This is a genomic window from Variovorax ureilyticus, assembly GCF_037889935.1.
Classification (GTDB): domain Bacteria; phylum Pseudomonadota; class Gammaproteobacteria; order Burkholderiales; family Burkholderiaceae_C; genus Variovorax; species Variovorax ureilyticus.
In genome coordinates, this window is sequence record NZ_JBBKZU010000001.1 from 777,266 (window position 1) to 789,652 (window position 12,387).

11 protein-coding genes are annotated in these 12,387 nt (G+C 67.7%); 7 read left to right on the forward strand and 4 right to left on the reverse strand.

What is annotated here, in order from left to right:
- Positions 1-4: 4 nt before the first annotated feature.
- Positions 5-3,256, reverse strand: a complete 3,252-nt coding sequence (locus WKW77_RS03700) for an efflux RND transporter permease subunit (protein WP_340355453.1) — start codon at positions 3,254-3,256, stop codon at positions 5-7.
- 15 nt (positions 3,257-3,271) lie between these two features.
- Positions 3,272-4,468, reverse strand: coding sequence for an efflux RND transporter periplasmic adaptor subunit (locus WKW77_RS03705; RefSeq protein ID WP_340355454.1), 1,197 nt, complete (start codon positions 4,466-4,468; stop codon positions 3,272-3,274).
- A 300-nt stretch (positions 4,469-4,768) separates the two neighbouring features.
- Here WKW77_RS03705 and WKW77_RS03710 point away from each other — a divergent pair, with 300 nt between their 5' ends.
- The 6 genes from WKW77_RS03710 to WKW77_RS03735 are packed head-to-tail and all read left to right on the forward strand — an operon-like array spanning position 4,769 to position 8,971.
- Complete coding sequence (locus WKW77_RS03710; protein ID WP_340355455.1) at positions 4,769-5,182, forward strand: DUF2306 domain-containing protein; 414 nt, start codon at positions 4,769-4,771, stop codon at positions 5,180-5,182.
- A 52-nt stretch (positions 5,183-5,234) separates the two neighbouring features.
- Positions 5,235-5,747 (forward strand): DUF6622 family protein, encoded by a 513-nt coding sequence (locus WKW77_RS03715; RefSeq protein WP_340355456.1) that lies wholly within the window; start codon positions 5,235-5,237, stop codon positions 5,745-5,747.
- Positions 5,748-5,773: 26 nt separating this feature from the next.
- Positions 5,774-6,058 (forward strand): 2TM domain-containing protein, encoded by a 285-nt coding sequence (locus WKW77_RS03720; protein WP_340355457.1) that lies wholly within the window; start codon positions 5,774-5,776, stop codon positions 6,056-6,058.
- Complete coding sequence (locus tag WKW77_RS03725; RefSeq protein WP_340355458.1) at positions 6,055-7,092, forward strand: alpha/beta hydrolase family protein; 1,038 nt, start codon at positions 6,055-6,057, stop codon at positions 7,090-7,092. The genes WKW77_RS03720 and WKW77_RS03725 overlap by 4 nt, the downstream gene beginning before the upstream one ends.
- Entirely contained in the window at positions 7,089-8,141 is a 1,053-nt protein-coding gene (locus WKW77_RS03730) for a sensor histidine kinase (RefSeq protein WP_340355459.1), read from the forward strand. The genes WKW77_RS03725 and WKW77_RS03730 overlap by 4 nt, the downstream gene beginning before the upstream one ends.
- A gap of 5 nt (positions 8,142-8,146) precedes the next feature.
- Positions 8,147-8,971, forward strand: a complete 825-nt coding sequence (locus WKW77_RS03735; RefSeq protein WP_340355460.1) for a LytR/AlgR family response regulator transcription factor — start codon at positions 8,147-8,149, stop codon at positions 8,969-8,971.
- 113 nt (positions 8,972-9,084) lie between these two features.
- On the opposite strand, the gene WKW77_RS03740 is transcribed toward WKW77_RS03735, so the two are convergent.
- The gene (locus WKW77_RS03740; protein ID WP_340355461.1) at positions 9,085-9,420 is read right to left on the reverse strand and encodes a hypothetical protein; all 336 of its coding nucleotides are present in this window, start codon (positions 9,418-9,420) and stop codon (positions 9,085-9,087) included.
- Positions 9,421-9,557: 137 nt separating this feature from the next.
- On the opposite strand from WKW77_RS03740, the gene WKW77_RS03745 reads away from it, so the two are divergent.
- Positions 9,558-11,363, forward strand: a complete 1,806-nt coding sequence (locus WKW77_RS03745) for a glutamine--tRNA ligase/YqeY domain fusion protein (protein WP_340355462.1) — start codon at positions 9,558-9,560, stop codon at positions 11,361-11,363.
- Between the two features lie 22 nt (positions 11,364-11,385).
- On the opposite strand, the gene WKW77_RS03750 is transcribed toward WKW77_RS03745, so the two are convergent.
- Positions 11,386-12,315, reverse strand: a complete 930-nt coding sequence (locus tag WKW77_RS03750) for a M14 family metallopeptidase (RefSeq protein ID WP_340355463.1) — start codon at positions 12,313-12,315, stop codon at positions 11,386-11,388.
- Between the last annotated feature and the right edge of the window lie 72 nt (positions 12,316-12,387).

A 12,387-nucleotide genomic window follows, 5' to 3' on the forward strand; every position in this document is an offset into this window, starting at 1 on the left:
TCGCTCACGCGGTCACGCCGCCGCCGTCCGTGTGCGAGTCGGCATCGGTACCGCCCTTGCGGCCGCCGCCCAGCCTGCGGCCCATGCGGTCGAAGGCCAGGTAGATCACCGGCGTGGTGAAGAGCGTCAGCACCTGGCTCACCACCAGTCCGCCGAAGATCGCGAGGCCCAGCGGCCGGCGCAGCTCGGCGCCCTCGCCCCAGCCGAACATCAGCGGCAGTGCGGCGAACAGCGCGGCCAGCGTCGTCATCAGGATCGGGCGGAAGCGCAGCAGCGCGGCCTGGTGGATCGCCTCCAGCGGCGACTTGCCCTGGTGCCGCTCGGCATCGATCGCGAAGTCGATCATCATGATCGCGTTCTTCTTCACGATGCCGATCAGCAGGATGATGCCGATGATCCCGATCACGCCGAGGTCGTTGCCGGTCACCATGAGCGCCAGCAGCGCGCCCACGCCCGCCGAAGGCAGCGTCGAGAGGATCGTCAGCGGATGGATGTAGCTCTCGTAGAGCACGCCCAGCACGATGTACACGCACACCACCGCCGCGAGGATCAGCCAGAGCTGGTTGGTGAGCGACTTCTCGTAGGCGCCCGCCGCGCCGAGGAAGGTCATGTTCACGCTGCCGGGCATGCCGATCTCCTTCGACACCGCGCGGATCGCCGCCACCGACTTGCCGAGCGCCACGTTCGGCGCGGTGTCGAAGCCGATGGTCGCCGCCGGGTATTGCGCCACGCGCGTGACCTGCAGCGGCGCGTACTGCTCGCGCACCGTCGCGAGCGAGGACAGCGGCGTCGCGGTGCCGGAGCCGGTGCGCAACTGCAGGTTGCCCAGCGCTTCGGGCGATGACAGCGGCTCGCGCTGCGCTTCGAGGATCACGCGGTACTGGTTGGTCTCGGTGAAGATGGTCGAGACGATGCGCTGGCCGAAGGCGCTGTAGAGCGCGTCGTCCACCGAGCTGGCGGTGACCGACAACCGCGACGCGGTGTTGCGGTCGATGTCCACGTAGGCGGCCAGCCCCTGCGCGCCCGCATCGGTGGTCGGATTGCGCACCAGCGGTTCGCTGCGCAGGCGCTCGACCAGCTTGCCGGCCCAGGTATTCACGGTCGCGGTGTCCACGCCTTCGAGCGCCACGCGGAATTCGGTCGGGCCGGTCTCGGCGTCGATGGTCAGGTCCTGCGTCGGCTGCAGGTACAGCGTGGTGCCGGCCACGTTGGCACGCACGCGCTCGCGCAGGCGCTGCATCACGGCGGCCTGCGAATCGTGCCCCTTGCGCAGGTTGATCAGCATGCTGCCGATGTTCAGCGCGGTATTGTTGGCGGCATCCACGCCGACCACCGAGCTCAGGCTCTGCACGTCCGGATCGGCCAGGATCGCGTTCGCGGCGGACTGCTGCAAGTCGGCCATGCGCGCGTACGACACTTCTTGCGCTGCTTCGATGCGGGCCTTGAGCTGGCCGGTGTCCTGTGTCGGGAACAGGCCCTTGGGGATGACGATGTAGAGCACCACGGTGAGCGCGAGCGTCAACACCGCCACCACGAGCGTGAGCGTCTGGTGGCGGAACACCCATTTCAGCTGGTCGTCATAGCGAGCGATCACGCGCTCGAAGAAGCGCTGCACGCTCGCTCCGAAACGACCGCCCTCTTCCGATGCTGGCTTGAGCCAACGCGCCGACATCATCGGCACCAGCGTCAGCGACACCACCGCGGAGATCAGGATGGTGATCGCGAGCGTCACCGCGAATTCGCGGAACAGCCGGCCGACCACGTCGCCCATGAAGAGCAGCGGAATCAGCACCGCGATCAGCGACACCGTCAGCGAGATGATGGTGAAGCCGATCTGCGTCGCGCCCTTGAGCGCCGCCTGGAACGGCGGCTCGCCGTCTTCCAGATAACGGGCGATGTTCTCGATCATCACGATCGCGTCGTCCACCACGAAGCCGGTCGCGATCGTCAGCGCCATCAGGCTCAGGTTGTTGAGGCTGTAGCCGAGCAGGTACATCAGCCCGAAAGTGCCAATCAGCGAGATCGGCACCGCGATGCTGGCAATGATCGTCGCGCGCAGGCTGTGCAGGAAAAGGAAGATCACCAGCACCACCAGCACCACCGCGAGCGCCAGTTCGAGCTGCACGTGGCTCACCGATGCGCGGATGCCGGTGGTGCGGTCGCTCAACACCTCGACCTTCACCGAACCGGGCAGCGAGGATTCGAGTTCGGGCAGTTGCTTCTTGATGGCATCGACCGTACCGATCACGTTCGCGCCCGGCTGGCGCTGCACATTCAAAATGATCGCCGGGTACAAGAGTTCACCCCCAGGCTTCGCGCACTCCGTGTCGCTTTCGCCACCCCCCTCTCCGGGGGCGATACCAGCAGCCCGGCAGAGCCGGTTCTGCGGTATCTCGCGATCCGCCTTCGACTCATCGTCCGACCGAACTGCCGCCCACGCGCCGAGCTGGGTGTTCTCGGCGCCATCGATCACGCGGGCGACGTCGCTCATGCGAACCGGCGCGCCGTTCTTCCACGCGACGATCAGGTTCTTGTAGTCGGCCGCAGTGACGAGCTGGTCGTTGGCGTTGATGGTGTAGGCCCGCTTCGGGCCATCGAAGCTGCCTTTCGCGCTGTTGGAGTTGGCCGCCGCGATCGCCTGCCGCAGCGTGTCCAGGCCGATGCCCACCGAGGCCAGCGCATTGGTATTGGCCTGGATCCGCACCGCCGGCCGCTGGCCGCCGTTGAGCGTCACCAGCCCGACGCCGCCGACCTGGCTGATCTTCTGCGCGAGCCGCGTGTTCGCGAGGTTCTGCACCTCGGTGAGCGGCATGGTTTCGGAGCTGACCGCCAGCGTGAGGATCGGCGCATCGGCCGGATTGACCTTGGCGTAGACCGGCGGCGCAGGCAGGTCGGCCGGCAGCAGCGAACCACCGGCGTTGATCGCGGCCTGCACCTGCTGCTCGGCCACGTCCAGCGTCTGGTCGAGCGCGAATTGCAGCGTGATGATCGACACGCCGGTGGCGCTGGTCGAACTCATGCGGTCGAGCCCCGCCATCTGGCCGAACTGGCGTTCCAGCGGCGCGGTGACGGTGCGGCTCATGACCTCCGGGCTCGCGCCCGGATAGAGCGTCTGCACCTGGATGGTCGGGTAGTCGACCTGCGGCAAGGCGGCCAGCGGCAGGAACCGGAAGCCCACCAGGCCCGCGAGGACGATCGCGAGCATCAGCAGCGCGGTCGCGACCGGCCGCTCGATGAAGACGCGCGAAGGACTCATCTTCTTCCCTGTCCCTTACTGCGGCGGCGGACGCTGGCGGCGCTGTTGCTGCTGACCTTCGCCGCGCTGGCCGTTCGCACCCTGGCGAGGCGGCGTCGGCTTCTCCCCCTGCAGCATCACGCGCGCCCCATCCTTGAGGCGGTCGCCGCCTTCGGTGACCACGAGTTCGCCTTCCTTCACGCCGTCGGTGATCGCCACCAGATCGACCGTCGCCTCGCCGCGCTTGACTGCGCGCATCGACACCGTGCGGTCCTCGTTGATCACGTAGACGAAAGTGCCGTTGGGCCCGGTGCGCACCGCCGTGACGGGCACCACCACGGCGTTGACGGTGCGCAGCGTCATCTGCACGTTGACGAACTGGTTCGGGAACAGCGGCGCGCCCTGGTTCGCGAAGCGCGCCTTGGCCTTGACCGTGCCGGTGCTGGTGTCGACGATGTTGTCGAGCGTCGAGAAGGTGCCGGTGTCGAGGACCGAGCTGCGCACGCGGTCCATGGCCTTCACCTGCAGCGACTCGCCCTTGGCGAGCTGGGCCTGGATGTCGGGCACGCGGTCCTGCGGCACCGCGAACTGCACGTCGATGGGGTTCATCTGCGTGATGACCGCGATGCCGGTGGTCGCGTTGGCCGTCACGTTGTTGCCCGGGTCGACCGTGCGCAGCCCGATGCGGCCCGTCACCGGTGCGGTAATCCGGGTGTAGTCGAGATTGAGCTTGGCGGCGGCCTCGGCGGCGCGGTCGGTGATCACCGCGCCTTCGAGCTGCTTGACCAGCGCGGTCTGCGTATCGACGTCCTGCCGCGCGATCGAGTCCTGGGCGAGCAGCGTACGGTAGCGCGCCAGCGTGACGCGCGCGGCTTCGAGCTGCGCTTCGTCGCGCACCCGCGTGCCCTGCGCCTGGGCCAGCGCCTGCTCGTAGGGACGCGGATCGATCCGCGCCAGCAGCTGCCCCTTGGTGACCGATTGCCCTTCCGTGTAGAGCACCTCGGTCAGCACGCCGCCCACCTGCGGCCGCAGCGTGATCGTCGCCAGCGGCGTCACGGTGCCGAGGGCGTCGATCAGGATCGGAAGGTCCGTGCGCCGGGCTGCCGCATGGCCGACCGTCTGGCTGATGCCACCCGCACCGAAGCCCGGACGACCGCCGGCCGGCTCGCCCGAGCGCTTGATGAGATACCACGCACCCACCGCCAGGCCCACCACCAGGATCAGCGCCAGCAAGGCGCCCAGCCAACGCCGTCCGCGCGAGGGAGGCCGAGGTTCAGGATGGATGGAAAGGGTGGGCTCGGCGTTGGGTGACGACATTGTTGGAGTCAGGCGTTGACGTGTGCCTCTGAGTGGAGCCGGGAATCGTAGCGCCCGCTTGATACAAACCGTAAAGCCTCGGTAAAGCCCAGGTTGACATCTGCATCTGGCGACAGCGGTCTGCAACTGGCGCCGCCGGGATGCGCTTCGTCGCATCGCCATGGCGGGCGCAGCGGGCCACGCGCACAGTCCGCCCATCGATTCAGGAGCCCGTCCATGCAGATGTCCCCGATCATCGCCGTCCACCTCACCGCCGCCGTCAGCGCGCTGGTCCTCGGGCCCGTGGTGCTCTGGGCCCGCCGTGGCCGCACGCAACGCCCCCGCCTGCATCGCGCGCTGGGCTATGCCTGGGTCACCCTGATGGTGATGACCGCCGTCTCGGCCATCTTCATTCGCGATTTCAGGCTGCCCAACATCTCGGGCTTCACGCTGATCCACCTGATGGTGCCGGCGGTTTTCTACGGCCTGGGACGCGCGTTCTGGAAGCTCTTCCGCGGCGACATCCGTGGGCACCGCCTCGCGATGCAGGTGACCTACATCAGCGCCTGCATCGTCGCCGGAGGCTTCACGCTGCTGCCCAGCCGCTACCTGGGCCAGCTCCTCTGGGGCCAGTGGCTGGGCCTGGCCTGACGCTTTTTCCTTCGACTCGCCTCTTTTTCTCCCAACTCCCACGGAGCACACCATGCTGATGCAGATCCTTCTTCACACCCCCAAGTGGGTCTTCGGCCTTTTCGCGCTGCTGCTGTGGCTCGGCGCCCGCCAGCTCACCGCCACGAGCCTCGGCATGAGCCGCATGACGCTGATGCCGATCGTGATGGGCGGACTGTCGATCTACGGCGTCGCCTCGGCGTTCGGCGACTCGATCGTGTCGCTCCTGGCCTGGGCCGCCGTCGTCTTCGCGACCCTCGCTCTGGTGCTGCAGCGCGGGCTGCCGGCGGGCACGCGCTATGACGCGGCAGCGCGCCGCTTCCACGTGGCCGGGACCGCGGTGCCGCTGATGCTCATGATGGGCATCTTCTTCACCAAGTACATCGTGGGCGTGCTGCTCGTCATGCATCCCGGACTCATGCACCAGCCGAACTTCGCCACAGGGATCAGCGCGCTGTATGGTGCCTTCACGGGCATCTTCATCGGCCGCGCCATCCGGCTCTGGCGCCTCGCGATGCGTACCGAATCCGCGGTGCTCGCCGCCTGAACAGCCACACACAGAGGAGTTTCATCATGACCACTGACGACATCGATCGCCTGGCCCGCAAGCGAGCGAAGGCCAAGATGGGCTGGTTCATCCATGCGGCCATTTATGCGAGCGTCAACCTCGGGCTGGTCGCGCTGTCGGCGGCCAACGGCCGGGCGTGGGCCGTCTTTCCGCTGCTCGGCTGGGGCGTCGGCCTGCTGGCCCATGGGATCTCGGTCTGGCTGCTGCCGCCCGGCGGCGCGCTGCTCGAACGGATGACCGAGCGCGAACGGTCCCGTCTGGCCCGCGGCGCCAAGGGAGACCCGTGGTGAAGGCGGGCGCACGACGCCTGCTGGCCCTGGCCCTGCTCGGCCTGCTGGGCCATGCCGCATCGGCGGCCACCGGCGTGGCGGTGCTGCCGGCCCCGCCGGACACCGGCCCGGTCACGGTGTTCTACCCGACCGCTGCCGCGCCGGCCCGCTTCACCCGCGGCCCGTTCTCCTTCGATCTGGCCGCCGATGCCGTCCCGCTGCGCGGCAACGGGCGCCTCGTCGTGATGTCCCACGGCTCCGGCGGCTCGCCGTGGCCGCAGGCCGATCTCGCGATCACGCTGGTGGACGCCGGCTTCACCGTCGCGATGCCGGAGCATGCGGGCGACAACTACCGCGACATGCGCGATGTCGGCCCGGCCACCTGGCGCCATCGCCCGAGGGAGGTGTCCCAAGCGATCGATGCGATGGCCGCCGACGCGCGTTTCTCGCCGCTGCTCGACTTCGGCCGTGTCGGCGTCTACGGCATGTCCGCCGGCGGCCTCACTGCGTTGACACTGGCCGGCGCGCGCTGGTCGCCGGCCCTGCTGAACACCCATTGCCAGGCGCACCTGGCGCAGGACTTCCCGGCCTGCGTGGGTCTTGCGACCTCTCTTTCGGGCGGGATGCTGGACAGCTTTCGCCTCGCCGCTTCCCGCCGCGTGATCGACTGGAAGCTCGGCAGCCAAAACACGCTCGAATCCTGGACCGACCCGCGGATCGCTGCGGCGGTCGCGGCCGTGCCCATGGCCGCGACCATCGAGATGAACTCGCTCGCGAAGCCCCGGATTCCGCTGGGCCTCGTGCGCGCGGGACACGACGAGTGGCTCGCCCCGCAATGGCACATCGATGCGGTGCGCGCCGCCTGCGGTGAGCACTGCACGCTGATTGCCGACATGCCCGCCGCGGGCCACGGCTCGATCCTGTCGCCGCAGGTTCCGGACCTGCCCGAGCGCGCGGCGCGGCTCCTGAACGACCCGCCGGGCTTCGACCGGGCGAGCCTGCCCGGCGTCTACGCGGCCATCGCCCGCTTCTTCATCCAGAATCTGGCGCCATGAAGATTCACTGGTCCAGTGCCGGCCGGCACTACCTGCAAGTCATTGCGTTCTGCTGCGTCGTGGCGGTGCTGACCACCGCGATCTGGCCGAACAAGACCTACCTGATGCAGGTCGGCTATGCCTTGTCGGTGGGCACCGTCATCTGGGCCGTGATCGAGTTCGGGCGCTATCTCGTCGACGAGCGTCACTGCCATACCGACAGCACCGGCGGCCACGGCTGGCCGAAGGGCTGGCGCGGCCTCATGCTGACGGTCGTGGGCATCGGCTCCGGCTTCCTGGTCGGGGACCGCGTGGGCGACTACCTGTTCGGCTACACCAATGTCTCTTCGCCGCGCGACAACGCCATCAGCCTGGTCATCACCATCGTCGCCGGCGCTGCCGCGAGCTTCTACTTCCATGCGCGCGGCCGGGCCGCCGCGCTGACGGCCAAGATCGCGACCGCCGAACGCGACGCCGGCGAAGCCAGGCTCAAGCTGCTCGAGGCCCAGCTCGAGCCGCACATGCTCTTCAACACGCTGGCCAACCTGCGCGCGCTGATCACGGTCGATCCACCGCGCGCGGTCGAGATGCTCGACCATCTCAACGATTTCCTGCGGGTCACCCTCGCCGGCTCGCGTGCCACTTCTCATCCGCTGGCTTCGGAGTTCGATCGGCTTCGCGACTACCTCGAACTCATGTCGGTGCGCATGGGGCCGCGCCTGCGCTACTCGCTCGATCTTCCCGACGCCCTGCGAAATCAGCCCGTTCCGCCCCTGTTGCTGCAGCCCCTCGTGGAGAACAGCATTCGCCATGGCCTGGAACCGCGCGTCGAAGGCGGCGAGATCGTCGTGCGCGCCCGGCGCGACGGTGAAGGCCTGCTGATCGAAGTGACCGACACCGGCGTAGGCATCGATGCAGAGCCAGGCAAGTCCCCCAATGGCGGCGGATTCGGAATCGCACAGGTGCGCGAACGACTCCAGACTGTCTACGGCCCGCAAGGCGTCATGACCATGGCGCCCCTTCCGGCCGGCGGAACGCGCGCGGCCATCCGCTTTCCCCTGTCCGCATGAGCTGAATGAATCCAACCGCACTCATCGCCGAAGACGAGCCGCTGCTCGCGCAAGCCCTTCGTGCCGAACTCGCCGCCGCATGGCCTGAACTGCAGGTGATCGCCACGGTCGGTGACGGCCGCAGCGCAGTGCGCGAAGCGCTCGAACAGCTCCCCCAGGTGCTCTTCCTGGACATCCGCATTCCCGGCCTCGACGGACTGGGCGTGGCCGCGGAGCTCGCCGATGCGTGGCCGATCGACGAAGCGCCCATGCCGCAGCTCGTCTTCGTCACGGCCTACGACGAATACGCCGCGCGCGCTTTCGATGCGCAGGCGATCGACTATGTGCTCAAGCCGGTGCAGTCCGAGCGGCTGCGGCGTACGGTGAGCCGGGTGCGCGCTGCGCTGGATCTGCGTTCATCGTCGCCCTTGCCGGCCGACGATGCGCTCGCCAGCACGCTCGCGCAATGGCGAAAGGTGCTCGGCGCCGCCGAATCCGCGCCGGGTGCCGCCGCGCCGCTGAAGCTGATCCCGGCAAGCCACGCCGGCTCGTCAGGCAACTCGATCCGCATGGTGCCGATCGATGAAGTGCAGTATTTCGAAGCCGCCGACAAGTACGTGCGGGTGATCACTGCGCAGAATGAATACCTGATTCGTACACCGCTCAAGCAATTGCTGCCGCAGCTCGATCCGCAGGTCTTCTGGCAGGTTCATCGGGCGGTCGTGGTGCGTGCCGAGGCGATCGAATCGGTGCACCGCGACGAGGCCGGCAAGCAGCATCTGGTGCTGCGGGGCAGCGCCCAAAAGATCCCGGTGAGCCGGCTGTATGCGCACCTCTTCAGGGCCATGTAGTCCCGGTCCGACACCGCAAGATCGAGGCCAGTGGAAAAAGAAAAGGCCGGCCCCTTGTCGAGGGGCCGGCCTTTTCATGTGACAGCAGGCTATTTGTCGCGCGAAGCGCTGGCTCAGCGCCAATGGCGATGGCCGTGTCCGTAGTAGTAAGGCGCCGGGTAGTACACGGGCGCCGGACGGTAGTAGCGCGGCGCCGGTGCGTAATACACAGGTGCAGGACGGACGTAGACCGGGGCAGGGGCCACGTAGGCCGCCGGCGGGTAGTACACGGGCGCCGGAGCGACGTAATACGGCTGCGGAGACGCCACACCCACTGCGACGCCGGGGACGTTGACACCCACCGACCAGGCCACATTGGCTGCGCTCGCCGACCCTGCGGCAAAGAGCGCACCTGCGGCAACAGCGCCTGCAGCGGCCCATTTGAAGAGTGTGGATCGAGTTCTGCTCATGTCTGGACTCCTGTTGAAGCGGGCGTATCGAGCGCCCATGTACGTATTCAACGCGGCGAGTGTCAATGTGGTGTACGCCGCTCTGTGAAGAAGGTTGCCAAAGGTAACGACCCTCCAGCGGCACGTAGAATGCGTGAATGACTTCCGCCGCAGCCGACAACGATACCGCCAAGCCTAGCAATTTCTTGCGCCACGTCATCGAAAACGATCTCGAGCAGGGCACCTATTCCGGCCGTCAATGGGGCGGCGACCCCGGCGATGCCGCCCATCACGCGCAAGGCATGCAGGACCCGGCCAAGGTCCGCATGCGGTTTCCGCCCGAACCCAACGGCTACCTGCACATCGGCCACGCCAAGAGCATCTGGCTGAACTTCGAACTCGCCAAGGAATACGGCGGCGTGTGCCACCTGCGGTTCGATGACACCAACCCCGAAAAGGAAGAGCAGGAATACGTCGACGCGATTCGCGACGCCGTGCAGTGGATGGGCTACGAGCCCGTGATGGCCGACGACCCTGCGCATCCGGGTGCGCGCAACGACCACGTCTACTTCGCGAGCAACTATTTCGACTTCATGTACCGCGCGGCCGAATACCTGATCACGGCCGGTCATGCCTACGTCGACGAGCAGAGCGCGGAAGAAATCCGCGCCAACCGCGGCGACTTCAACACGCCGGGCACCGACAGCCCCTTCCGCGCCCGCACGCCCGACGAGAACCTCGCGCGCTTTCGCGAAATGCGCGACGGCAAGCTCGCCGACGGCGCCGCGGTGCTGCGCGCGAAGATCGACATGGCGAGCCCCAACATCAACATGCGCGACCCGGCGCTCTACCGGATCCGCCGCGCGACGCACCACAACACCGGCGACAAGTGGTGCATCTATCCGATGTACACCTTCGCGCATCCGATCGAGGACGCGCTCGAGCAGATCACCCACAGCATCTGCACGCTGGAATTCGAGGACCAGCGCCCGTTCTACGACTGGCTGCTCGACCGCCTCGCCGAAGGCGGCCTGATCGCCTCGCCGCATCCGCGCCAGTACGAATTCGCGCGGCTCAACGTCACGCACGTCATCACCAGCAAGCGCAAGCTGCGGCAACTGGTGGAAGACGGCCACGTCGACGGTTGGGACGATCCGCGCATGCCCACCCTCGCCGGCCTGCGCCGCCGCGGCTACACGCCCGAGGCGCTCAAGCTCTTCTGCGAGCGCTCCGGCGTGACCAAGTCCGGCGGCTGGATCGACTACGCGAGCCTCGAAGCCGCCCTGCGCGACACGCTCGACCCGATTGCGCCGCGCGCGATGGTGGTGCTCGATCCGGTGAAGCTCGTCATCACCAACTGGGGCGAGCTGATGGGCGGCGACGACGTGCTCGACGAATGCACGGCGCCCGTGCACCCGCACCACGCCGAGATGGGCCGGCGCAGCTTCAAGCTCGGCCGCGAAGTCTGGATCGAGCGCACCGATTACGAAGACGTTCAACCCAAGGGATTCTTCCGCCTCTTCCCCGGCAACAAGGTGCGCCTCAAGTACGGCCACGTGATCGAATGCACCGGCGCGACGCGCGATGCCGACGGCCAACTGGTCGAAGTGCAGGCCAGGCTGGTGCCCGACACCAAGAGCGGCACGCCCGGCGCCGATGCGATCAAGGTCAAGGGCAACATCACCTGGGTCGCGGTCGCCGATGCGTTGCCGGCCGAGGTGCGGCTCTACGAGCGCCTCTTCGCGGCAGCGCAGCCCGGCACCGGCGAACTGATCGACGAGCTCAACCGCGACAGCCTCGTCGTGACGCAGGGCTACGCCGAGCCGTCACTGGCCACCGCCGTGCAAGGCGCGCCGTACCAGTTCGAGCGGCACGGCTACTTCGTGCTGGATTCGCACGTGGGCGCGAACGGCCAGCGCGTGTTCAACCGCGCCGCCGGCATGCGCGACAGCTGGGGCAAATAGACGGCCGCTGCCCCTCGCCTCTTCAGAGGGGTTTCGTGAGATAGACCGCTTCGCGCCCGACGATCACGCGCTGCGCCGGCATGAACACGGTGCAGTCGTCGCACGGCGCGCGAATCTCGTCCGGGCCGTTGTTGGCGATGAGTTCGCCCTTGGCAAAGGTCTCGAAGCCGATGAGCGGCCGCACGAAGCGGAAGTCCTCCGACTGGATGACGTGAGTCTGCAGCAGCTCGTAGCGCTGCTGCGGCGCAGGCGGCGCCACGGGCGCCCGTTCGATCAATCCGAAATGCGCGAGGAAGCGCAGCGTCACCTCGGTCGCGAGTTCGGCCGCCGACTGCTTGAAGTGCTGGCCGCACTCGACCACCACCGCCGCGCCCGGTGCATCCGCGCCCGCGTGCAGCCCGTGCTGGATCAGCGGCGTGCCCGAGCCAAGCCCGGCCGGCATCACCAGATGCACCGGCGGCAGGCCGATCGCCATCGCCACCTTCGCATTGCGTTCGTATGCCGGGTACACCCAGAACGGCACGACGTCCTGGCTGGTCGAATGGATGTCGAGGATATGGTCCGCCGCCGCCACCACCGGGCGCATCTCGCGCGCACGGCGCAGCTCGGGGCTGTCCTCCGGCCCGTCGAGCCATTCGTCGGACCAGACGCGATTGAGGTTGTGCACGATCTGCCGGTTGTCGAAGGGCTTGGCCGGATCGAAGGCGTTGTAGGCCTCCACATGCGCAAAGCTCACGGTGAGCGTGCCGATGAGGGGCCGGACACCCGTGTCGAGCAGATGGGTCGCAGCCACCATCCCGCAGATCTCGTTGCCGTGGGTCAACGCGTTGATCAGTACATGCGGCCCCGGCTTGCCGGATTCGAAACGGTGGACGTAGTCGATGCCGGTATTGCCTTGGCGGTAGGCCGAAATGTCGCGCGGGAGCACTTCGAGATCGGGAGTCTGTGTCATTGATTCGGTCTTCTCGGATGAGGAACGGCAGCGTCGCCGGGAGCGCCAGTTTGCTACACCTTGCGACCGCGC